General features: G+C 36.0%; 22 protein-coding genes and 1 riboswitch. Of the genes, 14 read left to right on the top strand and 8 right to left on the bottom strand.

From position 1 onward, the window contains the following. Positions 1–71: 71 nt before the first annotated feature. The 6 genes from ACH2CJ_RS12250 to ACH2CJ_RS12225 all read right to left on the bottom strand — a co-directional run bounded on the left by ACH2CJ_RS12250 (position 72) and on the right by ACH2CJ_RS12225 (position 8,605). A complete protein-coding gene (locus tag ACH2CJ_RS12250; protein ID WP_394993096.1) occupies positions 72–260 on the bottom strand; it encodes a DUF1697 domain-containing protein in 189 nt (62 codons plus the stop codon). A 2-nt stretch (positions 261–262) separates the two neighbouring features. After that, positions 263–1,318, bottom strand: coding sequence for a family 43 glycosylhydrolase (locus ACH2CJ_RS12245; RefSeq protein ID WP_394993095.1), 1,056 nt, complete (start codon positions 1,316–1,318; stop codon positions 263–265). A gap of 139 nt (positions 1,319–1,457) precedes the next feature. After that, on the bottom strand, positions 1,458–4,463 hold the full coding sequence (locus tag ACH2CJ_RS12240) for a PVC-type heme-binding CxxCH protein (protein ID WP_394993094.1): 3,006 nt from the start codon (positions 4,461–4,463) through the stop codon (positions 1,458–1,460). A 130-nt stretch (positions 4,464–4,593) separates the two neighbouring features. Next, positions 4,594–5,769: an NlpC/P60 family protein gene (locus ACH2CJ_RS12235; protein ID WP_394993093.1), complete on the bottom strand. Its 1,176-nt coding sequence runs from the start codon at positions 5,767–5,769 to the stop codon at positions 4,594–4,596. A gap of 182 nt (positions 5,770–5,951) precedes the next feature. After that, positions 5,952–7,232 (bottom strand): methionine adenosyltransferase, encoded by a 1,281-nt coding sequence (gene metK, locus ACH2CJ_RS12230; RefSeq protein ID WP_394993092.1) that lies wholly within the window; start codon positions 7,230–7,232, stop codon positions 5,952–5,954. A gap of 73 nt (positions 7,233–7,305) precedes the next feature. Beyond that, positions 7,306–7,411, bottom strand: a riboswitch (SAM-I-IV-variant riboswitch). A gap of 216 nt (positions 7,412–7,627) precedes the next feature. Beyond that, positions 7,628–8,605 carry an ABC transporter ATP-binding protein gene (locus ACH2CJ_RS12225; protein WP_394993091.1) on the bottom strand — a complete coding sequence of 326 codons (978 nt, stop codon included), beginning with the start codon at positions 8,603–8,605 and terminating at the stop codon, positions 7,628–7,630. Between the two features lie 133 nt (positions 8,606–8,738). Between ACH2CJ_RS12225 and ACH2CJ_RS12220 the strand changes: the two genes are divergently transcribed. Further along, positions 8,739–9,446 carry an NUDIX domain-containing protein gene (locus ACH2CJ_RS12220; protein WP_394993090.1) on the top strand — a complete coding sequence of 236 codons (708 nt, stop codon included), beginning with the start codon at positions 8,739–8,741 and terminating at the stop codon, positions 9,444–9,446. 63 nt (positions 9,447–9,509) lie between these two features. Then, positions 9,510–11,039, top strand: coding sequence for a cryptochrome/photolyase family protein (locus ACH2CJ_RS12215; RefSeq protein WP_394993089.1), 1,530 nt, complete (start codon positions 9,510–9,512; stop codon positions 11,037–11,039). Positions 11,040–11,093: 54 nt separating this feature from the next. Here ACH2CJ_RS12215 and ACH2CJ_RS12210 read toward each other — a convergent pair whose 3' ends face one another. Beyond that, positions 11,094–12,494, bottom strand: coding sequence for an AAA family ATPase (locus ACH2CJ_RS12210; protein ID WP_394993088.1), 1,401 nt, complete (start codon positions 12,492–12,494; stop codon positions 11,094–11,096). A 109-nt stretch (positions 12,495–12,603) separates the two neighbouring features. Here ACH2CJ_RS12210 and ACH2CJ_RS12205 point away from each other — a divergent pair, with 109 nt between their 5' ends. From ACH2CJ_RS12205 to ACH2CJ_RS12190, 4 genes are all read left to right on the top strand, one after another. Continuing rightward, entirely contained in the window at positions 12,604–13,743 is a 1,140-nt protein-coding gene (locus ACH2CJ_RS12205; RefSeq protein WP_394993087.1) for a MalY/PatB family protein, read from the top strand. 160 nt (positions 13,744–13,903) lie between these two features. Then, positions 13,904–14,341 carry a hypothetical protein gene (locus tag ACH2CJ_RS12200; protein WP_394993086.1) on the top strand — a complete coding sequence of 146 codons (438 nt, stop codon included), beginning with the start codon at positions 13,904–13,906 and terminating at the stop codon, positions 14,339–14,341. Between the two features lie 11 nt (positions 14,342–14,352). Beyond that, positions 14,353–14,823 carry a hypothetical protein gene (locus tag ACH2CJ_RS12195; protein ID WP_394993085.1) on the top strand — a complete coding sequence of 157 codons (471 nt, stop codon included), beginning with the start codon at positions 14,353–14,355 and terminating at the stop codon, positions 14,821–14,823. Positions 14,824–14,851: 28 nt separating this feature from the next. Further along, complete coding sequence (locus tag ACH2CJ_RS12190; RefSeq protein ID WP_394993084.1) at positions 14,852–15,415, top strand: hypothetical protein; 564 nt, start codon at positions 14,852–14,854, stop codon at positions 15,413–15,415. A 55-nt stretch (positions 15,416–15,470) separates the two neighbouring features. On the opposite strand, the gene ACH2CJ_RS12185 is transcribed toward ACH2CJ_RS12190, so the two are convergent. Then, complete coding sequence (locus tag ACH2CJ_RS12185) at positions 15,471–16,391, bottom strand: alpha/beta hydrolase (protein WP_394993083.1); 921 nt, start codon at positions 16,389–16,391, stop codon at positions 15,471–15,473. Between the two features lie 122 nt (positions 16,392–16,513). On the opposite strand from ACH2CJ_RS12185, the gene ACH2CJ_RS12180 reads away from it, so the two are divergent. The 8 genes from ACH2CJ_RS12180 to ACH2CJ_RS12145 all read left to right on the top strand — a co-directional run bounded on the left by ACH2CJ_RS12180 (position 16,514) and on the right by ACH2CJ_RS12145 (position 22,750). Next, positions 16,514–17,092, top strand: coding sequence for a Crp/Fnr family transcriptional regulator (locus ACH2CJ_RS12180; RefSeq protein WP_394993082.1), 579 nt, complete (start codon positions 16,514–16,516; stop codon positions 17,090–17,092). Continuing rightward, positions 17,089–17,277 (top strand): hypothetical protein, encoded by a 189-nt coding sequence (locus tag ACH2CJ_RS12175; RefSeq protein ID WP_394993081.1) that lies wholly within the window; start codon positions 17,089–17,091, stop codon positions 17,275–17,277. Before ACH2CJ_RS12180 ends, ACH2CJ_RS12175 begins: the two co-directional genes overlap by 4 nt. Before the next feature lie 55 nt (positions 17,278–17,332). Continuing rightward, a complete protein-coding gene (locus ACH2CJ_RS12170) occupies positions 17,333–18,484 on the top strand; it encodes a parallel beta-helix domain-containing protein (protein ID WP_394993080.1) in 1,152 nt (383 codons plus the stop codon). Next, a complete protein-coding gene (locus ACH2CJ_RS12165; protein WP_394993079.1) occupies positions 18,485–19,555 on the top strand; it encodes an SO2930 family diheme c-type cytochrome in 1,071 nt (356 codons plus the stop codon). 113 nt (positions 19,556–19,668) lie between these two features. Further along, on the top strand, positions 19,669–20,520 hold the full coding sequence (locus ACH2CJ_RS12160) for a hypothetical protein (protein WP_394993078.1): 852 nt from the start codon (positions 19,669–19,671) through the stop codon (positions 20,518–20,520). Between the two features lie 44 nt (positions 20,521–20,564). Then, complete coding sequence (locus tag ACH2CJ_RS12155) at positions 20,565–20,918, top strand: hypothetical protein (RefSeq protein ID WP_394993077.1); 354 nt, start codon at positions 20,565–20,567, stop codon at positions 20,916–20,918. A gap of 9 nt (positions 20,919–20,927) precedes the next feature. Beyond that, a complete protein-coding gene (locus ACH2CJ_RS12150; RefSeq protein WP_394993076.1) occupies positions 20,928–21,998 on the top strand; it encodes a sensor histidine kinase in 1,071 nt (356 codons plus the stop codon). Continuing rightward, a complete protein-coding gene (locus tag ACH2CJ_RS12145) occupies positions 21,995–22,750 on the top strand; it encodes a LytR/AlgR family response regulator transcription factor (RefSeq protein ID WP_394993075.1) in 756 nt (251 codons plus the stop codon). Before ACH2CJ_RS12150 ends, ACH2CJ_RS12145 begins: the two co-directional genes overlap by 4 nt. Positions 22,751–22,763 lie beyond the last annotated feature (13 nt).

Raw genomic sequence — 22,763 nt, 5'->3', positions numbered from 1 at the left:
CAAATTTCGATATGATTTCTATATCTAACAAGATGAAGTAAGATTAATACTTTTTATTCAATTTAACTAATTCAGGGTAGAACCTGAGTCGTAACAATTTCTGTTATACTTTTTTCAGAATCAAAAACTACATTTCCTGTTTGTAAGTAAGTTGCTACATTTTGAAAACCCATTTTTTCAAAAGCTGTTTTCAAATCAGGCATTTTGATGCGGATATTTCCTACGTTTATCCCTCTGAGGAAAGCAATGTATTTTTTCATTGTTAATGTTTTTGGATTTTCTTATCTGATGGAATTGTCAATTCTTGATTTTCATTTACAGGAACTCCGAAATTAGGCGTGCCGTCATTATTCCAATAAAATTTTTGCATTCTTGGCGAACGAAGTTTCCCACACCCTTGTCCAGATTTTGAATTGGCATGATAAAGTATCCAATCTTCTTTTCCATCAGGAGATTTGAAAAATGAATTATGACCTGGAGCAAAAACACCATTTTCGGGAGATTGCTTAAAAACAGGTTCAGCTGATTTCTTCCAATTACTTGGTTTCATTAAATCGACATTTCCATCGGCACTCAACATTCCTAAGGCATAAAAGTCTGTCCAGCAGCCACTTGCAGAATAAACAATAAATAGCTTTTTTCCATGTTTTAATATCTGTGGGCCTTCATTTACATTGACATGGGGCAAATTTGGGTCGTTTAGGTCGCCATGTTTTTCCCAATCAAAATCCGAACCTGATATTTTTACACGCCCCGCTTTAATTGTCCAAGGGTTTTTCATTTTGGCAATATAAATATTTTGCTGTCCATTTTTGTCACCTTCCCACCCCGACCAAATCATGTATAATTTCCTACGATACTTAAAAACATCTCCATCAATTGCCCATTTGTCGCTTGAAGTATCGGCTACTTTTCCCTTAAAAGTCCAATCACCTATCATTGGGTCAGGCGAGTTATTCTCCAAAACATACATTCGATGATGGTTATTATCGCCATCATCAGCAGCAAAATACATATACCATTTCCCACGAATAAAATGAATCTCTGGAGCCCATAATTCTTTAGAATACATAGTTCCTGCTGGTGGAGTCCAGATTATTTTAGACTCAGCAGTTTTCAAATCTGCCAAATTTTTGGTTTTCCAAATCACCAGTTTTCCTTGTGAAGTATGTGTATAATAATAATATCCATCTTTATAAAAGCTGTACGGGTCAGCTCCAGAAGGCAATAATGGGTTGGTAAAAGTTGACTGATTTTGAGAGAAACCATCAAGACAAACTCCCAAAAGGAGTACCAAACTCCAAAGATTTTTTTTCATAAATGAATATAGTAAGAAAAGTTAGAATTGATGGTGAACCTGTTTAGATTTTCACAAACATAATCAAAAAGATACCTTATACAAAAAAGGAGCATAATTCTTAAAATTACGCTCCTTTTCAATTCAAATTTTAAGAATTTTATTGCTTCTTCAAAGTGCGTAAATACTCCACTAAATCAACCATTTCTTGCTTTTGAAGTGGAAACTTTGGCATTAATGATTCTTCGTTTTCTTCCATCGAAACAATATCGGCACGCTTAAAAGCAGTTGGAGTTGTACTGCCAATTTGCTTTAGATTTACATCGTTTTCGGTTTTGCTTAAAATCATTCCTTCTACTTCTGTCCCGTCTTTTAGTTTGAGTTTATAGCCTTCATAACCAAAGCTTATGCCTTGGCTTGGGTTAATAATAGCCGAATAAAGAGCTGTTTTTGATAGTTTACTACCGATTTCTGTTAAATTTGGTCCAAAGTTGATACCTTCTCCTTTCACTTGGTGACAAGCTACGCAGTAAGTTTTAAATACTGCTTGTCCAGTTGTGGCGTTACCAATTCCCTTAGTTAAATCGTTAATATCGCCCAATTCTTTGTCCATTTCTGCACCAAACATTTTCATTGCTTCTGAGCGAATATCTCCGTGCCAGGTCCCCAAAAGGATTTTCTTTGCAATAGGCATTACCTCTTCCGATACTTTGTTAGCTTTTACTAAATCCCACAAAATAGCTTCACTATTCCAGCCATTCATAGCTCTCATTGATTCGTTGCGAAGGTTTTTTGCAAGATTTTTATTATTAAATAAAGCTACCAAATAATCAGTTACTGGCTTATCATCTACCCCTCCATAAATCATAATAGCCTTGCGAGCTAGATCTTCATCTTTGCTTTTTGCTAATCTCTGAAATTCACCCAAACCATTAAGTTTAATCTGAACTTTTGCCGCTTCATTGCCCAAAAGTGAATCATTCATAGCCATTGCTGTTAGGCGGTCAGACTGGTTTTTCATTTCATAACGTTTCACCAAATCTAAGTAATCCATTGGGTTTTTAATGCCACTTAAAACTTTGGGTAACAGACTTTGAAACATTGCATCCTTCTTGGCACTTGTTACATCTAAATGCTTGAAAACTAAGGTCATAACATCGCTAGAAGCATTTCCACCATCTAACATTCCGAGTAAAACTTTGGTTTTTTCTGGATTTGTTTGAAAATCAAAGGCACGGAAAAAACGAAGATTTTCCTTTTCTGATTTTGCCAATTCAGCCAAACGAAATATATTATCAGTCGAACGGCTACGCCAAACGATGTCTTTTGTAGCGGCATCTGTTTTCCATTTTTCGCCAACTTGAGCAATATAATTGGCGAAAAACTCATCCCACTGATTATCGGCTGCAATACCCAACGCCTCCAAATACCAGCGGTCTTTTCCATCGTATTGATTGGCCAAAGTTGTCCAAATTGCAGCCGCCTCTGGCGAAGTTTTATGACGAATTGCCAATGCAACTTCACGGCGAATTTGAGGAGAAGCATCATTTGCCAATTTTTTCAATATTGTCAAATTATCTGATGGTAATTCACGAGACAAACGAATACCCGTCAAACGAATATCCTCATCTTTATCTTCGATTGCTTCCTGCACATATTTTGCTTCTTTTCCTTTGATTTTGCCCAATAACCATAAAGCTCTTGCACGCATTCTCGAATCGTCTCCTTTCCAAAGTTTCACTAATGCTTCTTCAGCTTTATCTTGCATGGCATTTAGTTTTGTCCAAGCCAAATAACGTACTCCTAAATTGGCATTTTGCAAAGCTTCTACACAACCCTCGGCAGTTTCAAAATCAAATTTTGGTACAGAATAATCTTCTCCTTTTGGTGCAATTCTATAAATTCGTCCACGTACCGAATCGCCCATTGCGTGTCCACCAACACCTGGGTCGTACCAGTCAGCAACGAAAATCGAACCATCGGGTGCGGTTGTTACATCTGAAGGGCGGAACCATTGGTCACGCTTTGCACCATCCAAAATATTATTGATTGTTGCTTTGAAACCAGCACCCACTTTTTCGACTGGGTACGAACGCACAATACTTGGACCAGCATCGCAATGAATAACTTGGTTTTGGTATTTTTGGGGCAATAATTTCCCTTCATAAACAATCATACCTGTTGGTGAACCAGCACCAGTTTGTAATAAATTTGGCACAACACCTGGGTCATTTAAGTGCCAATGACGTAACGGAATTTCAGATTCCCAGTTAGTACGGCGTTCTTGCCAACTCGCTCCCGTCATTTCATCTTTGAAACCATAATTACCATAATCCATCACATAATTTATACGCACGCCCTTATTTCCATCATCATCATTGTCCGATTGCCACATTCTGCCATAAGAATCAACGGCAACTTCGTAGTTATTACGAAAATTATGTGCTAAAATTTCCACATTTGAGCCATCAATATCGCAACGAAAAATTTTCCCTTGCTTATACGTCGAAAATGGTCTGCCCAAATCATCGGTCAGTTCCTTACCATTTTTATCACTTAAAGTTTCTACTTCATTTCCACCGTCGAAATATAATTTTCCATCGGGGCCGAACGAAAAAGCGTGAATAGCATGGTCGTGCTGCACTCCTTTTAAGTTTGTGAAAATAATTTCTTTTTTATCAGCTTTTCCATCGTTATTTTCGTCAGTAAAAAGAAATACATTTGGACTGCACGAAACGATAACTTTATTGCCCAAAACCGAAATTCCGAGTGCAGAGTTTATGTCTTCGCCTTGATAGAAAACAGTACTTTTATCAGCTTTTCCATCTTGGTCGGTATCTTCCATTATCAAGATTCTGTCGCCTTTTTTGTTGTAAGGGTTTTTAGGATTTAACTTGTTCCTATAATTATAGCCCTCACAAATCCAAACTCTACCTTTGGCATCAATATCCATATTGGTGGGGTTCATCATCATTGGCTCGGAAGCAAATAGCGTTACTTCGAGGTCAGGGTCGGCAAGCTGAATACCATCAAGGGCGTGTTTGACTTTGTGTTTTTCATCTTCAGATAATTTGGCATAACTTTCGTCCGACAGCATTTTTCGAGTCTGCTTACAAGCAAGTGCAACGAAGAGAATGAGAAGAGAAAAAATGAGAGATTTTTTCATTAGTTTATTTTTTGGTTGAATATCATTGCGAAAGTACGAAAAATATGGAATAAGTGTATAATTGACAAATAAAATATTGAGTTACGCTAAATATCGGACTTTCGACACTCCGATTAAAAAATCGACTTAATTATTTTTTCAACGATACGATACCTTTTTCTGAACCTAATATTCGTCTTGCACGCAAATAACGGCTTGCATTATGGGCATCATAGTTAGTAAAATTTTTATCAAAACTACTAACTTTGACCATTCCTGACGAATGGATAAATTGATTATTTCCTATCCACATGCCTACATGAACAACTTTTTCGGATTTTTCGGTAGTTGCTTTTTCTCCAAAAAACAGTAAATCGCCCGCTTTCAATTGCTCGAATGCCACTTCTTCGCCAACAAAAACTTGCTGGGAAGCATCACGAGGAAGTAAAATTCCATTATTTTGGTAAATCATTCGTGTAAAACCGCTACAATCAACCCCTTTCCACGAAGTACCGCCCCACAAATAAGGCAAACCCATCATACGAGTAGCTGTATTTACCAAGTTTTGTTCGGTTGGCATTACCGATTGTTTCCATTTTTGGTAAGGAATAGCTTCATTTTTGGCAATAAACGCTTTCCTATTATCTGGATAAATTACTTCGTAAAAATCTTTTAAAGTATCTTTTACTACCAACAAATCGCCCCAAGTAAGGTCAGACACGGTCTGAGCATTTTCGTCAGGTTTAGTGTATGAAAACCCATAAGGTTTAGAAAAAATAAGTTTAGTTTTTGCTTGATAACTATCAAGTTCTTCTTTGGTTATGCGGTCAATAGTGGTGCCTTCTACCCAACCAATATAATTGTCGGGGGTTTGTACTTGGTACCAATAGCGGTCTTTATCAAATATTTTTAGGGATGTACCAAGCAGAGCTTGTGATGCTAACTCGGCAGGTTCTTTGGGCTGACTACGCATATTGACCACCGAAACATTCACAAAAGCATATATTTTATCACCCAATTCTTCAGTATTTGGCAAAATCCTTACGGCATCTGCCAAGATATAACCATTTGACTTTAAGCGATTTAATAAATCTTTTTTAGCTAATGGCAAATTAGTTTTACCTACAATTCGGTTTGAATCTAATTCTGCTTGAAAAATGGCCACTCGTTTATCAGGAGCATATTTTTTGCGAACTTGTTCAATAATAGAATAGACCGTTGGCTTGGCTACACTAATCGCAGGTTTGGGTGTTTGGGCAAATGTTGCAATAGAAAATGAGCAATAAACTATTAAAAATATTAAAGAACGTAATTGAATGACTTTCATTAACTTGGAGATTATTTTTGCGAAAATACTCATTATTTTTCAATTGAAAACAATCTGTTTTTGAAGAATGTTTTAAGAGAATATTTTCTGAACTTGATATTTTAAAAAACCGATATGTAAAAACAAAAAAAGTAGGAGTCCAAAATTTTGAACCCCTACCAGTTATTGTTTTATATGAAAAATTATAGTCCGAATGCAGTTTTCACGGCATCAACATAATCTAATTTTTCCCAAGTAAAAAGTTCTACTTCTCTGGTTACAATTGCTCCATCTGGGCCTTTAAAAGTTTTTGTAACTATTTCATTCTTACGTCCCATGTGTCCATAAGCTGCCGTTTCTGAGTAAATTGGGTTACGTAATTTTAAGCGTTGCTCTATAGCATAAGGACGCATATCGAAGATTTCGGCTACTTTTTGTGCAATTTCTCCATCAGTCATATCAACTTTGGCAGTTCCATAAGTTGTTACAAACAATCCACAAGGTTTTGCTACACCAATTGCATAAGAAACTTGTACCAATATTTCATCACAAAGACCAGCGGCTACTAAGTTTTTGGCTACGTGGCGAGTAGCATAAGCTGCAGAGCGGTCAACTTTAGATGGGTCTTTTCCTGAAAAAGCACCACCACCGTGAGCACCTTTACCACCATAAGTATCAACAATAATTTTACGTCCTGTCAAACCTGTATCTCCGTGTGGGCCACCAATTACAAATTTTCCTGTTGGATTTATATGGTAAGTAATCGCATCATTGAACAATAATTGCAATTCAGTTTTCAATTTTGCTTTCACTCGTGGCATAACAATATTTATAATATCTGTCTTGATTTTTGCCAACATTATTGCATCTTCTGCAAAATCATCGTGTTGCGTAGAAACTACAATTGTATCAATTCTTTGAGGCACATTATCGTCAGAATATTCGATTGTAACCTGAGATTTTGCATCGGGGCGTAAGTAAGGAATCAAGGTTGGCTCATTGTTACGTATATATGACATTTCTTGGAGGATGGTGTGAGCCAAGTCCAAAGCCAATGGCATATAATTGTCGGTTTCACGGGTGGCATAGCCAAACATCATTCCTTGATCGCCTGCACCTTGAGCGTTTGCTTTTGATTCAAAATCATCTGCAATTACCACTCTATCAACACCCTGATTAATATCGGCCGATTGGTCGTGAATAGCTGAGATAATTCCGCACGAATTTGCCTCAAACATATATTCTGATTTGGTATAACCGATTTTACGGATTACCTCACGGGCAATTGCTTGAACATCAAGGTATGTTTGTGTTTTCACTTCTCCTGCCAAAACTACTAAACCTGTTGTTACCAAAGTTTCGCAAGCAACTTTAGATGAAGGGTCAAACGCCATGAAATTATCAATAAGAGCATCTGAGATTTGATCTGATACTTTGTCTGGGTGTCCTTCCGATACTGACTCAGAAGTGAATAAATAAGGCATAAATCCTATGTTTTTGGTTAAATATTTTGTGAGTTGATAGCTATCAAGTAATTGGAGGGGAGCCTTGAAGAGAAAAATAAAACATTTTTGACTTGTAAAGAGCCCGCATCTTTTGACCACCGTAGCGTTTCGACTCGGTTGGTTTTCTAAATTTTTATTAGAAATTCTTGATACCGATGCAAAGTTGAGTAATTAGCCAAACAAATGCAAAGAATAGAATAAATTTTTATCTAAATTTTATTAATCGTTCACAGAAAATATCTACAAACGTTTTCAAGAATGGACGTTTTATCTATTATTCAAGTAAAAATAGGATATTTTAACTTAATCATTCTTAAAGAGAATTTAAGAGATTTATAAGATTTAAATGATTGATTTTGAAGAATTTACTTTTCTCAAATAATTTCAATCCTAACTTCATCATCTACTCTCAATTTATCAAAACTATACATTTTCAAGCATGAATTATCTAATTTCAAAATTACCTCATAATATGCTCCCCCAAACTTAATAGATTGAACAATTGCCGTTATATCAGATTTTTCAGAAATACGAATTTGTTCGGGGCGTAAGAACTGAGTGCTGAGTGTAGCGTGTTTTGTATTGAATTTTTCTAAGTCTGACTTAGCACTTTTTACGCTAAAAGCTGCATTCATCAATTCTCCTGTAATTTCGGCAATATATTGATTTACAGGCTTTTGATAAACTTCTTCTGGTGTTCCGATTTGGAGAATCTTGCCTTTTCGCATAATTGCCAAGTTGTCGGCCATATCATAGGCATCGGCTACGTCGTGCGTTACGAAAATGCACGTTACGGCATCTTGTTTTATGATGTGTAATATTTCGTTCTTTAATTTTCGCTTGTTGAGAATATCTAAATGACTAAAAGGCTCATCTAAAAGCAGTAGTTTGGGTTGCTCGGCAATAGCTTTTACGATTACTGCCCGTTGCTGCTCACCACCCGAAACTTGGCGAGGACGATGAGCTTGAACTTTCTGTAAACCACTGATTTTTAATAATTTATCTATTCTTTTATTACGATATTTTTCTTCATAATAACGCAGTTCATAAGCAATATTTTCACGAATCGACATATTCGGAAAAAGTCCGTAATCTTGTCTGACTAATTTAATGTCAGGATTTCCAGCAATAAGTTTTTCGGAGGGTGGGGTGATGCGTACATCGTCGAGCGTGAGTGTTCCCGAATCTGGTTCGTAGAGTGCCGCAATTAAATGAAGTAGGGTTGTTTTTCCTGAGCCACTTTCACCCAAAATTGCTAAAATCTTACCTTTTTCGAGATTGATTGAAATATCGTTTACTGCTTTAATTTCGTTAAACGATTTGTGCAGATGCTTGATTTCTAAGAGTAACATTTAGGCTTTTTTGTGTAAAAATACGAGTTTTTTAGAGAAATTACCTATTTTTGTTGTGCATAGGTATCTACTTTCATATATTGCTAATTATTGACCATGCTTGCCTATAATATAATTTACCCTAAAATATTGAATGTTAGAACTATATAAACAACAAACCAAATGCTTGGTGGCTCTGGACTCCATTATATTTGGTTTTGATGGCGAAGAATTGAAATTATTATTAGTGAAACGTGGCGTTCAGACCGACCACGATACTTGGTCGCTAATGGGTGGGTGGCTAAAACCTGACGAAAGCCTCGACCAAGCAGCCGAAAGGATTTTATTTGAATTAACGGGCGTTTCAGGCATTTTTTTGGAACAAATCAATGCTTTTGGAAACCCAAGCCGTGACTCTGTAGAGCGAACAGTTTCGGTGGCATATTATGCTTTGGTGAATGTGAAAGATTACGAAACCAATATTTCGGACACGCACCACGCTCAATGGTTTTCGATGCACAATTTGCCCGAATTGCTCTTCGACCACAGTGAAATGATTAAAATTGCGATTGATCGACTACGCTACAAGGCAGCATTTCACCCGATTGGCTTTGAATTGATGCCCGAAAAATTTACGATTCCTCAAATATTAAATCTTTACGAAGCCATTTATGGCAATAATTTTGATAAGCGAAATTTTAGCCGAAAAATCCTCTCAACTGGGCTTTTGATAAAATTGAAAGAGAAACAGAAAGGGTTCTCAAAAAAAGGTGCTTTTCTATACGCCCTCGACACCGAAAAATATAAAACTCATGCTGATTCGTTCTTGAACTTTATTCCCAATCCAGAAGGATTAGTTTAGGATTATCGAAACAAATACGCCAATAATTGGTTAATTCCATGAAACATCTATCTAAAAAACTTCATGGTTCTTCGACTCATATTGGGTGACCAACTCAATCATAATCATTCGTGGTTTCAAGAAAAAAATGACTCTAATCTCTATGTAATGATGGAAATGAGGCAGGAAACTGACTACGTTAATCACCATATACAGAAGATTTTGGGTTTCTTTTCGGCAATGCGTTTATTTAGTCAAAACCTTAATAGTCAGAAGCATAAGATCATATATCTGCGTTTGGACGATGCACAAAATACACAATCTTTGACCAAAAATTTGGAATGGATCATTGAAGAAAATAAGGTTACGCATTTTGAATATCAACTTCCCGACGAATACCGACTTGATGAGCAATTAAAGGCTTTTTCAGTTTCATTAAAAATCTCTACTAAGACATACGATACCGAGCACTTTTTGAGTTCCCGCACCCAACTGACGGATTTTTTTAAAGGTAAAAAGACCTTCTTGATGGAGAGTTTCTATCGAATGATGCGACGAAAATATGGAATTTTGATGGACGGTAATGAGCCAATTACAGGGCAATGGAACTACGATGCAGACAACCGAAAAAAACTTCCGAAGACACATCGCCCCGTTGAACCTTTGGTTTTTAACAGGGATGTTTCGGAAATTCATAAACTTGTACAAAAACAAGAAATAAAGACCATTGGAAACGTAAATGCAAAAGCATTTTTTTGGCCTCTTACTCGGCAAGAATCTCTACAATTATTAGACTTTTTCGTAAAGAACTGCTTGCCCAATTTCGGAACTTACGAAGATGCAATGTCAATGCAATATTGGTCGATTTATCATTCTCGATTGTCGTTTTCATTAAATATAAAGTTACTTTCTCCCTTAGAAGTTGTAGAGCGAGCAGTTGAGCATTGGGAACAAAACCAAGATGAGATTTCGATTGCTCAAATTGAAGGTTTCGTAAGGCAAATCATCGGTTGGCGAGAGTATATGCGAGGCATTTATTGGAATCAAATGCCTGATTTTCAAAGACTTAATTTTTTTAAACACGAATTAAAACTTCCCGATTTCTTTTGGACTGGCAAAACCAAAATGAATTGTCTGAAACACGCTATTGGGCAGTCATTAAACTTTGCGTACGCTCATCACATCCAAAGATTGATGATTATTGGCAATTTTTGTTTGTTAGCGGGCATCAATCCCGATGATATTGACGAATGGTATTTGGGTATTTATATTGATGCAATAGAATGGGTCGAAATCACAAATACTCGTGGCATGAGCCAGTACGCCGATGGCGGAGTTGTTGGCTCAAAGCCATACGTAGCATCGGCCAATTATATTGATAAAATGAGCGATTATTGTAGTTCATGTTTTTATGACAAAAGCAAGAAAACAGGACAAAAGGCTTGTCCATTTAATTCGCTTTATTGGCATTTTTATGACCGCCATCGAGCGAAATTGGAACGAAATCCACGCATCGGAATGGCATATGTTACGCTTAATAAAATGCCTGTCGAACAACGAAATGAAATATTGAAACAGGCAGAATTTTATCTTGATAAAATTGAGGATTTATAGATTTCGATCTTAGTCTTGGCTCAGGTTAGTTGATTGGTTAGCGTAGTCTAACCGCTACTCCATCACAGGAATATCTTCTTCTTTTATCAAACTAATATCTGCTTTCTCAATACCTTCTTTTACAAGACGATTGGCTTGTTTTTCGTAGGTTTTTTCAAAAATATTACGTGAAAGTCGCCCATTTCCGAAGGCAGCATCACGGTCTTCGTACATTTTTTTGAAAAGTTTATAAACTTTCTTTTTGGCAGCTTCTTCTACTTTTAATTGCACTTTTTGCGTTTGCAATAAATATATTTCGAGCAGTTCTTCGGGTGTATAATCTTTAAAACCAATGTATTTGTTGAACCTCGAATGTAAGCCAGGATTTGAGTTAATAAAATCAGTCATTTTCTGTTCATAACCTGCCACGATTACTACAAAATCATCACGGTTATCTTCCATAAATTTCACAATAGTATTGACCGCTTCGGGGCCGTAAGTATCATCGCTATTGAGTGCGTAAGCCTCATCAATAAACAAAATTCCGCCCATTGCTTTTTCACAAACTTCACGTACTTTCAGCGAAGTTTGACCAGTATAACCTGCCACCAAACCACTGCGGTCGGTTTCATATAATTGTCCTTTGCTCAATACGCCCAAAGCCTTGAATATTTTTGCTAAAAGTCGTGCAATAGTTGTTTTTCCTGTACCAGGATTTCCATGAAAAACCATGTGTAACGAGCGGTCGGGCAAATCAATTCCTTGCTCTTGTCTAATCTTTTCAATTTTCAAAACATTCACCAAACTACTTACTTCATCTTTAACATTTTGCAGTCCGACTAAAGCATTCAATTCAATCAAAAGTTCGTCTAATGACTTTTCGGGTTCAGTCGATGGTGAAATACTATTTGTTGAAAAAGATTGTTTTTCTTCCTGCATATTTTGTTTAACCACGGCTGGTTTTATCATTTTTGAAAGTCCATCTAAACCTCTCAAAAATACATGAAAAGGATTATTACTCGGCTGACTATCAGCTTGCTCCACCGACTCTTGTTGTGTTTGTTTGGCATAAATATCTCTTTCACGATGAATAAGTGGTTCTTTTCCCGCAAGTCTGTTATGGGCTACTGCATAGAAAGCCGCAATGTATTCTTCGAGTGTATTGTCAATCTTTATCTTATGCGTTGCCGTACCAAAAACCACCGAATCGGGCGTTGGACAACGCACTGTAATTGTATTATTATAAGGAAATTCTATAACTTCAACATCGCCATAATTATCGCTATCAATCAACAATATTCGTTGCGTAGTTGCCAACAATAGCACATGACGGGTATTCCAATAACCATGAACTGAAGCATCAATGTATTCATTTTCTTGAATGATACTTGGCAAAGCTTTTAACTCATTGCGAAGCATCAGCTCGGCAAATGGATTTAAGTCAATTTGGCGTTTGAGTTGGTTGTAAGTTGGCATTGATGATTGTTTTAATAAACTATTTTCAGAAAATTAAGTTTTATCCTTTTATCTTGCAAATATTTTTCATTCAAACGGTAATAAAACCAATACAAACACTTTAGAATCAATGACTTACGATTTCGACGAATTAATTGACCGTACAAATACCGATAGTGTTAAATGGGATAAATATAAAGACCGTGATATTATTCCGCTTTGGGTTGCTGACATGGATTTTAAGGCGGCTCCACCTATCTTGCAAGCATTAGAAAATGTAGTAAAACAAGGTGTTATTGGCTATTGGCACACGCCAGACGAGTTGCTTAATGTAGTCATCAAACGCCTTAAAGAACGCCACAACTGGGAAATAAAGAAAGAATGGATTATTTGGCTTCCAGGTCTTGTACCTGGGTTAACGCTTTCGTGTATGACTGTGGGCAATGATGGTGATGAAATAATTACGACTGTTCCTGTTTATGGCCCTTTTATGAGAGCTCCAATAGCCGCTAAAAAGAATTTGGTAAAAGTACCTTTACTCTTAGAAAATAATCGTTGGACTTTTGATTTTGAGGCTATCAAAGCAGCAATTACACCTCGTACAAAAATATTTATGTTGTGTAATCCTTATAATCCTGCGGGTACAGTTTTCACTAAAGAGGAGTTACAAACTTTGGCTGATATTTGTGTAGAACATAATATTGTGATTTGCTCCGACGAAATTCATTGCGATTTGATTTTGGATGAAAGAAAAAAACATATTTCGATTGCAACTTTGAACAAAGATGCTGAAAATCAGACGATTACGTTACTTTCTCCGAGTAAAACTTTCAATATTGCAGGTTTGGGTTGTTCATTTGCAGTTATTCCAAATAACGAAATTCGGGCAAGATTTGCTACATTACGTTCTATTATTGAGCCAGAAGTTTCGGCGTTTGCTTATCAAGCTGCCCTTGCTGCTTACCGTGATGGCGATGAATGGCACAACCAATTATTAAGCTATTTACGCAAAAACCATGACTTTGTTTTGCAAGAAATGAATTCATTTAACGGCTTTACAATGCAACCACTGGAAGCCACTTATTTAGCATGGATTGATATTCGAGAGTCGGGCATTGAAAATATTGCTGAGTTATTAGAAAATGCTGGCATAGGCATTTCGGACGGTGGGGTTTATTTTGACGGAAAAGGTTATATTCGACTAAATTTCGGCACACAAATGCGAAGATTAGAAGCTGCTATTTGGCGAATGAGAAAGGTTTTGAATTGAAAATATAATTGTCAAACTCATAAAATAGTAACAAGAGAATTTGCTTTTAAATTTATTGCACATTAACTTCGTTTTTTTTTAAATAAACACTTTCTTGTGGTTTTTTAGTGATAGGCACAAATCAAACAATGAAAATACTACTCGGTAGTTAAACAATAAAATGAGCACATTAAGGCCTACAAATAAAGCTTTAGACAAAACGAATGCAGTGCCATCACTTTCGTTGTATGACCGATACGGAGCAATGGCCTATGGCGTGATTTTGCAGATAATTCCACAAGAACGCCTTGCTCAAGAAGTGCTTGTAGAACTATTCAATTCGCCTCATCTACTTAATTGTATTGATGAAGTGAGTGATGCCATTTGTATCATTCGCAATGCACGAGCCAGAGCCCTTGAGTTTAATAAACGATTCAATTTATTATTATCAAGTAATGAAGAATCTCAGTTCGATGGTGATTCGCTCCCCAAATTGATTTTTAATCTATCCTTTAAACAAGGCTTATCTCTTGAAATAATTGCTATAAAACTGGGTTTGTCAAAAGAAGCCACCATGAAAGCTATCAGCCAACACGTTAAATCTTTTCGTAAACCCTAAATTATATAAAAGTGAATCCTAAAACATACATCGAAAGCGGTATTTTGGAAACTTACATCTTAGGGTTAGCCTCTGACGAGCAACAAAAAGATGTAGAAAAACATACGCATACCTATCCTGAAATTTCTTTTGCTCTCGAAGATTTAGGACAAGTCATTAATCAACATTTTTCGGTTAATATTCCTCCACCAAATGTGCGTCAGCGTATCAAAGAGTACGAAGATACCAGCCTAAAAAAGTGGGATTTTAATGAGCAATCTCATCAAAAAAATGAAACACCAAAAGAAGAAGTAAAATATTTGGAAGTAGAAGTAAGCGACACGCACTTGCGGGTACATAAATATTGGCGACCAGCCTTTATTGCCATCTTTATTCTATCTAAAATATTCTTGGCGACAACTTTATATTTTTATTTCAAATCTGACTCACTCAATAAAGATAATCTGAAACTTCAACAAGAAATAGAGCTATTTAAGAAATAAAACTTAAAAACTACGCTGTTTTATTATTATGCACGAAATAGAACCCACCTACAACTGGCGAAAATATTATATCAGCGAAGACGACAAAAAATCACCTTTCTACGGTTTAAGTTACGGAAATACCTACCAAAACACCATTTATGGCTATTACATCGACCCACTATGGGACGATATTGGCTCCGAAACACTCTACGCCAAAGTATTGATGGTTGATTATTCAGCTCACTATGCCGTTATCGAACTTTTTGGCGAATGGAACGACACGCTCCACAACGACATTATGCTTTTAAAGCGAACAATCATCGACCATTTGACAAAAAAAGGCATTAATCAATTCATTTTGATTGGTGAAAATATCTTTCAGTTTCACGGCGGCGACACCGATTATTACGAAGAATGGTTTGAAGATGTTGAAGACGGTTGGATTGCCGCCGTAAGTTTTCGAGACTTTGTTTTAGAAGAATTTAGACGCTATCATTTAGATTCATATATCAATTTCGGTGGTACTCTTCAAATTGATAATTGGCGAACTTTGAAGCCAAATTTATTTTATGAATTAATTAAAGGATTGATTATGAGAAGATTAAGTTGAGATACGAGAAAAATATAATCTCGTATCTCCAATCCCAAATCTCGTATCTAAAAAATCATTTCATCAACTTCCTATCTCTTAGCCAATCTTCCATACGAGCTGACCATGTTTCGACTGGGCCTCTACCTTTTTTCTTGAGTCCATAACCATGACCACCTTTTTCGTAGATATGCATTTCAACTGGTACTTTGTTTTTCTTGCAAGCTAAAAAATAACCAATACTATTTTCGGGTTGAACCATATCATCAGTTGTACTTACCAAAAAGGTTGGAGGCGTATCTTTCGTTACTTGTTTGTCGTTAGAATACCATTCCATTTTTTCTACGGGAGGGTTTTTACCAATCAAATTATCTCTCGAACCAAAGTGTGTAAATTTATCGCTAAAAGTAATTACTGGATAAATCAATAACGAAAAGTCTGGACGAACGCTCACGTTTGCTTCGGTAATTTCATCCACTTGGGTAGTGAAATGCGTGGAAGCGGTCGAAGCCAAATGCCCTCCTGCCGAAAAACCCATTATTCCGATTTTATCTGGCGAAATACCATATTTTATGGCATTTTTACGCACAATTCTGATGGCTTGTTGGGCATCTTGCAAAGGTCTAATCTCTTTATTTTCAAACAAATTATCTTGCGGTAAGCGATATTTTAGTACAAAAGCGGTCATTCCTCGCTCATTAAACCACTTAGCAATATCATAGCCTTCATGATCAATTGCCAAAATTCCATAGCCACCACCTGGACAAATAATTACGGTAGCATCTGATGTTTTTTTCTTGGGTACATAGACATATAAAGCAGGTTGAGTAACATCTTTCACTCGTGTAATTCCATCGGTAGTTTTTGAATCTTCGGGTATATTTACTCCAGTTTTCAAACCTGGTGTGCCTTCGGGGAATAATAAAATTGTTTCATTTTGTGCGAATGTGTTTGCCAAAATAGCCATTAGAAATAGGGTGAATAAAAAGTTTTTCATTAGTAGTTGTGGCGTATTCCATACGCCAGCTTGTTTAAGGTTAATAGAGAAATACAAAGTTGAAAAAAAATATTGTTTTACGAAGGTTTTCAGTCATTATTGTGAAAAGTTTTCACAATATCATGCAAGAAGCATTTCAACATTGCCTCCAATTTTTTCAGAAAATTCATAAATTAAAGCCTGAAAGTATAGCAGCTATTTTGTCTATTCTTTCTCAGAAAAATTTTGCAAAAAAAGAATTTTTGGTCAAACAAGGCGATATTTCGACCGAATTGTATTTTGTCTATTCGGGTTGTGTGCGAGAGTATTTTGAAGATTCCAATGCCAACGAAGTTAATACTTGGTTTGGTTTTGAAAATTCTATCGCAGTTTCGACTTATAGTTTTTTCTCGCAAAAACCAAGTTTGACCAATATTCAGGCAACCGAAAACCTCAAAACTGTTGTTATCAAGCACGAAGATTTACAAAAGCTTTTTGACCAATTCCACGACATCGAACGCCTCGGACGGCTCATTGTTGAGCAGTATTTGGTGCAAATCGAAGAAATAAAAGTGATTCTTCAAACGCTTTCTGCTCGTGAACGTTACGAATATATCATTACGTACAAACCCGAATTTATCCAACGTATTCCGCTCAAACACCTTGCTTCTTTTCTAGGAATTCAACTCGAAACACTGAGTAGAGTTAGAAGTCAAAAGTGAGTTTAATAGCCCAAATTGATGTAGATATGGAAAGCCGTCAATTAGGAGTAATATTGCCAAAGCCAATGAAAGTATATTGGCTCATTAATCGTTCGATTTTAGGCTTTACTTCCGCAAATTCCAAATTCCCAACCAAAAATCTAAATATCATCAAAACCAATTATTTGACATTTATCAAATACTAATTTCAAGAAAATAGTGCTATTTTGGGCATTAGATTTGTATAACCTTCCGACAATAATGAAAAAACGCCTCTCTTTTTTAAGTCTTTTGCTGTTTTCATCCGCAGTTTTTGCTCAAAAGGATGTGCAGAAACGCATCCAAACCCAATTCATCATGGCAGAAAATGGCTCAACCATTATACTTGATGAAGGCACGTTTACATTTACAGGAAGCCTTTCGATGGAAGGGAAAAAGAATATAACCATCAAAGGCAAGGGAAAAGACAAAACTATTCTATCGTTTAAAGGTCAGACCGACGGTGCGGAAGGAATACGAGTTTCGAATGCCGAAAACATTACGCTCGAAGACCTGACAGTACAAGACACCAAAGGAGATGCCGTGAAAACCATGAACGTGATAGGCATTACTTTTCGTAATGTAAAAACCGAATGGACTGGCGAACCAAAAGCCGAAAATGGCTCGTATGGGCTGTATCCTGTGCAATGCGAAAAGGTTTTGATTGAAGGTTGCGAAGCCATCGGGGCATCGGATGCAGGTATTTATGTTGGTCAATCGAAAGATATAATTGTTCGAAAATCGAGGGCTTATCATAATGTGGCTGGCATCGAAATCGAAAACTCACTCAATGCCGAAGTTTACGAAAATGAAGCTACCGAAAACACAGGCGGCATTTTGGTGTTCGATTTACCCGATTTAATTTTGAAAAAAGGTGGTTATACCAAAATTTTTAACAATAATATCCACCACAATAATTTACCAAACTTTGCTCCTAAAGGAAACATTGTAGGTAAAGTTCCAGATGGAACGGGTATATTAATTTTAGCCGCCAATCACGTAGAAATATTTGATAATCAGATTATTAACAATAATTCAATGGGCGTAGGAGTGATTAGTTATTTTACTACCGAAAACAAAATTAAAGACAAAGAGTATTATCCATATTCGGAAGCAATTAGTATTCACAATAATAATTTTGAGCGTGAGAAAGTGAAGGCAACACACAAAGGTCGATTTGGGCAAATTTATAGATTCAAGCTACGTTTCGGCAAAAAAGTGCCGCATATCCTTTGGGATGGCATTGTTGATGCTAAAAATTCAAATCCTGTAATTTGTTTCAAAAACAACAAAAACGAATCATTTGCCAACATGGATGTCGAGCATAATTTCAAGAATATCTCTCGTGATATGAGTAAACATTTGTGTAAGTAAATGAAAAAACTAATTCTATTTCTAATTTCACTAAGCATTTTTACGTTATCGGCTTTTCATCAAAAAGCTTATAATATAACATTGATGCCCAAAGAAAAATTGTCTGATTATCATTTCTTTGAAGGCAATGGTTCGGAGCAAAAACCTGTGTTGGGCGTACTTCCTTATTCATTAAATACTCCTCTATTTACTGATTATGCCGAGAAACTTCGTTTTCTAAAACTACCTAATAATCAGTCGGTTGCCTATAATGAGAACGAAGTTTTAGATTTTCCTGTTGGCTCAACTCTCATCAAAACTTTTTATTATCCAAACGACTTTCGAAAACCTGAATTGGGCAGAAAATTAATCGAAACTCGCTTACTTATTCACGAAGAAGACGGTTGGAAAGCATTAGATTATGTTTGGAATAACGAGCAAACCGAGGCTTTTTTGGAAGTTGCAGGTGATACAAAAGAAGTAAGTTACATTGATGCCAACGGCAAAAAGAAAAAACACGAATACGTAATTCCAAATCTCAATCAATGTAAAGGTTGTCATAATCGCAACGAAAAAATGTTGCCGATTGGACCTTCTGCGAGGCAATTAAACGGAGAGTATTCCGCTTGGAATATGACACAATCAACTGCGAGTGGCGTTTCGCATAATCAATTACTTAACTGGAATAAATTAGGTGTTTTAACTAATTTACCACCCATCGAAAATGTACCAAAAGCACCTATTTGGAACAAGCCCGAAAGTGGCAGCTTAGATGCACGTGCCAGAGCTTGGCTCGATATTAATTGTGCCCATTGCCATCGTTTGGGTGGACCCGCTCAAACTTCTGGTTTGAATTTGAGTATTCACGAAACCGATCCAATCGCCTACGGAATAATGAAAACGCCAGTAGCCGCTGGGCGTGGCTCAGGTAATCTAAAATATGACATCGTACCAAACAAACCCGACGAATCTATTATCATTTATCGCATGGAATCTACCGACCCAGGCGTAATGATGCCCGAAGTTGGTCGAAAAACTATGCACAAAGAAAGCGTAGAACTCATCAAAGAATGGATTCGGGGCATGAAATAAAATTTTCTAAATAAACATTTCATCGTTTTAACTTCTTTTTTTCTCTTCTTGTCAAAAATATATTTCATAGCTTTTACATGAGTATTAAGTTTGTTCATCAAATTTAATGATTTATGAAAAAGCTATTTATTTTATTGATAATCAGTCAATTAATTATTTCATTGACTGATGCTCATCCTGGTATTGGCATCGTCAAAAACACCAAAGGTGAGATTTTCTACACCGATTTATTTCAAGTTTGGAAAATTTCAAGCGATGGAAAAACTAAAATCGTTGTCGTACCAAATGTGCATACACACGAACTCCATCTCGATGCAAAAAATAATCTCTATGGTGAACATCTTTGGTATGAAGGAGAATCTACTGACAAATGGAGACATTTTGCTTGGAAATATAGTGCTGATGGTAAATTTTCAAAAGAAATACCAAATACTGAAGGCTTTCTGAGTAATTATAGTTTCAATCGTGATGCCGATGAAAATATATATTGGATAGAACGAGGCAAAACAGAAAGCCTTTTTATGAAAAAAGCGAATAATGGCGAAGCCTCTATTCTTCAAAACCTCAAAACCATTGATGTTCGTTGGCAATTTTGTCGAAAAGATGGCACTTTTTATTACGTTGATGACAATGATTTATACAAAATAAAAGGCAAAAAAGTATCTTTGATTACGAAAAATTTAGACAGCGTAGGAGACTATAATCCATTACGGAAGCCTAACCACAGTATTTTTGGTATATGGGACGATAAAGCAGGAAATATTTATGTAACAGTCTATAACAAAAGCGAAATTCGTAAGATTTCGCCTGATGGGAAAGTGACTATCATCTATAAAAGTTCGCTTACATGGCATCCTACTGGTGGTGTTTTTGATGAAAATGCTAACCTTTGGATACTTGAAAATAATGCCTTAGATCAAGTGCGAGTTATTCGTATTAAAAAAGCAGATTTAATTGAGATTTGATTCTACTTTTTTGAAAAAATATTCAACATTTAATCCTTATTTTTATGAAAAATCAACGATTAGCAATGCTAATTGGCTTACTCAATTTGGTTATTCTTTTGTTTTTTGCTGCCAAGCCAAGTCCCGACGTTTTTGAAAAAATTCGTGTCAAAGAATTTGAATTGGTTGATAATGCAGGCACAGTTCGTGCAGCCATCAAAGTTGAGCCAGATGGAGAAGTAATACTTCGTTTGCGTGATAAAACTGGCACAATTAGGGTAAAACTTGGAGCAAATGAAGACGGTTCTGGCTTAGTTTTGTTGAATAATTCAACCGAAGTAGGCATTCACGCTTTAGCCAAAAAAAGTACTTCTACGCTTGTAGTTGTAGGAAAAGACGGTAAAAAAAGAGAACTATAAAATCAAGAAATGGAACTCAAAAAACTAAAATATTGGCTGATTCCTACATTTTGGATAATCGTTACATTCTTGATGATTGGGCAAGACGTGTTGGTGTATCGTTTAGATGGCAAAAACATCAATTGGTTTCATATTTTTATTATGAAAATCAAGTGGCTTTTGTATATCCCTATCACTTTTATTGTGTTTTGGTTGGGCAAAAAACTGCCATTAGAACAACCAAAACTTTTCAGAAAAATATTCTTTCATTTATCTATTTCGCTGATAATAAGCGTATTAGCTATTTTTGTAAACTCTATCATTGTTGCATTTTTGACAAACTTTTTACTTAACCAAAATGATGGATTTTTGTTTTTCATGAAAAGAGTTTTTTCGCTCTCTTTTTTCAATGAATATATCAATTACTGGTTACTTTTGGCTACACATAAGGCTATCAATTTTTACCAAGATTATCAACAATCAATCATCGAAAAATCGCAACTCGAAAAACAGCTTTCCGACACAAAACTTAATGCACTGAAAATGCAGTTACAACCGCATTTTTTGTTTAATACTCACCACAATATCATCGGTTTAATGCAAAAAGGCGATACCGAAAAAGCAATAAAAATGTTGATGAAACTAAGTGATTTGTTGCGACTAAGCCTCAAAGAAAATAATGAAGATTTGGTAAGATTAAAAACAGAGATTCAACTTTTAGAACTATATTTAGACATTCTGAAGATTCGATTTGAAGCACGATTAGATTATAAAATACTGATAAATAACGAGTTACAAGATTCTTTTGTGCCACCAATGCTTTTGCAACCAATCGTCGAAAATGCCATAAAATATGGCGTTGAACCTTTTGCCAAGCAAGGAAATATTGAGATTTCGGCAACCACTAAGCAAAATCAACTCTTGCTTTCAGTGAAAGATAATGGCATCGAAACTTTCTCGGATTTTAAGTTTGGTATTGGTTTGATGAATACACAAGAACGGCTAAAAAACCTTTTTGGAGAAGACTCAAATCTCGAAATTTCAAGCAATTCGCCAGAAAATGGAATAACTGTAACAATCACTTTACCTCTTCTGACATGACCTACAAAGTTTTGATAGCCGACGATGAATCTATTGCGAGAGAAATCTTGCAAACTCAACTTAAACGCTACTCCCAAGTTGAGTTGTTGGCTGCTTGCACAGATGGGAAAAAAGCATTGATAGCCATTGAAAAACACGAACCAGACATTCTTTTTTTAGATATTCAAATGCCCGAATTGAATGGGATTGATTTAGTTAAAAGTCTAAAAATCAACAGATTACCATTGATTATTTTTGTTACGGCATTCGACAATTATGCCATTCAAGCTTTTGAAGCAAACGCTATTGATTACTTATTAAAACCATTTGATGATGAACGTTTTGACCGAACTTTCCAAAGAGCTCTTAAACAATTAGAGTTAACAAATAAGCAAGAATTTACAGCAGTTTTTGAGAAATATGGGCAGTTTTTTCAGCAAATGTCGCAACCTACTTATGCCGAAATCGTAACGGTAAAAGACGGTGGAAGGATTCAATTATTGAAAACCGCCGACCTTATTTACATCGAAGCCGATGGAAATTACATTTCGCTCCATACTGAAAAATCAAGGCATTTACTTTCCGAAACACTCGCCCATTTTGAGTCAAAACTTAATCCTAAAACATTTGTGCGTATTCATCGTTCAACCATCGTTAATCTACATTTTATCAAAGAAATTCAGTCGCATTTCAATGGCGATTATTCAGTTATCCTGAAAAATGAAAAGGTTTTAAGAATGAGTCGAAATTTTAAAGATAACTTAATCCGATAAGATTAAAATATTT

The sequence above is a fragment of the Emticicia sp. genome (genome assembly GCF_043780375.1).
Taxonomy (GTDB): Bacteria; Bacteroidota; Bacteroidia; order Cytophagales; family Spirosomataceae; genus Emticicia.
Note: the sequence above shows the minus strand (reverse complement) of the source record. Positions and strands in the feature narration are given on the sequence as shown.

Coding starts and splice junctions, on each gene's coding strand:
- ACH2CJ_RS12240 (WP_394993094.1), bottom strand. CDS start 4,463: ATGAAAAAATCTCTCATTTTTTCTCTTCTCATTCTCTTCGTTGCACTT.
- ACH2CJ_RS12220 (WP_394993090.1), top strand. CDS start 8,739: ATGTTAGAACTATATAAACAACAAACCAAATGCTTGGTGGCTCTGGAC.
- ACH2CJ_RS12235 (WP_394993093.1), bottom strand. CDS start 5,769: ATGAAAGTCATTCAATTACGTTCTTTAATATTTTTAATAGTTTATTGC.
- ACH2CJ_RS12205 (WP_394993087.1), top strand. CDS start 12,604: ATGACTTACGATTTCGACGAATTAATTGACCGTACAAATACCGATAGT.
- ACH2CJ_RS12165 (WP_394993079.1), top strand. CDS start 18,485: ATGAAAAAACTAATTCTATTTCTAATTTCACTAAGCATTTTTACGTTA.
- ACH2CJ_RS12160 (WP_394993078.1), top strand. CDS start 19,669: ATGAAAAAGCTATTTATTTTATTGATAATCAGTCAATTAATTATTTCA.
- ACH2CJ_RS12225 (WP_394993091.1), bottom strand. CDS start 8,605: ATGTTACTCTTAGAAATCAAGCATCTGCACAAATCGTTTAACGAAATT.
- ACH2CJ_RS12250 (WP_394993096.1), bottom strand. CDS start 260: ATGAAAAAATACATTGCTTTCCTCAGAGGGATAAACGTAGGAAATATC.
- ACH2CJ_RS12150 (WP_394993076.1), top strand. CDS start 20,928: ATGGAACTCAAAAAACTAAAATATTGGCTGATTCCTACATTTTGGATA.
- ACH2CJ_RS12215 (WP_394993089.1), top strand. CDS start 9,510: ATGGTTCTTCGACTCATATTGGGTGACCAACTCAATCATAATCATTCG.
- ACH2CJ_RS12200 (WP_394993086.1), top strand. CDS start 13,904: ATGAGCACATTAAGGCCTACAAATAAAGCTTTAGACAAAACGAATGCA.
- ACH2CJ_RS12180 (WP_394993082.1), top strand. CDS start 16,514: ATGCAAGAAGCATTTCAACATTGCCTCCAATTTTTTCAGAAAATTCAT.
- ACH2CJ_RS12190 (WP_394993084.1), top strand. CDS start 14,852: ATGCACGAAATAGAACCCACCTACAACTGGCGAAAATATTATATCAGC.
- ACH2CJ_RS12145 (WP_394993075.1), top strand. CDS start 21,995: ATGACCTACAAAGTTTTGATAGCCGACGATGAATCTATTGCGAGAGAA.
- ACH2CJ_RS12185 (WP_394993083.1), bottom strand. CDS start 16,391: ATGAAAAACTTTTTATTCACCCTATTTCTAATGGCTATTTTGGCAAAC.
- ACH2CJ_RS12210 (WP_394993088.1), bottom strand. CDS start 12,494: ATGCCAACTTACAACCAACTCAAACGCCAAATTGACTTAAATCCATTT.
- ACH2CJ_RS12155 (WP_394993077.1), top strand. CDS start 20,565: ATGAAAAATCAACGATTAGCAATGCTAATTGGCTTACTCAATTTGGTT.
- metK (WP_394993092.1), bottom strand. CDS start 7,232: ATGCCTTATTTATTCACTTCTGAGTCAGTATCGGAAGGACACCCAGAC.
- ACH2CJ_RS12170 (WP_394993080.1), top strand. CDS start 17,333: ATGAAAAAACGCCTCTCTTTTTTAAGTCTTTTGCTGTTTTCATCCGCA.
- ACH2CJ_RS12245 (WP_394993095.1), bottom strand. CDS start 1,318: ATGAAAAAAAATCTTTGGAGTTTGGTACTCCTTTTGGGAGTTTGTCTT.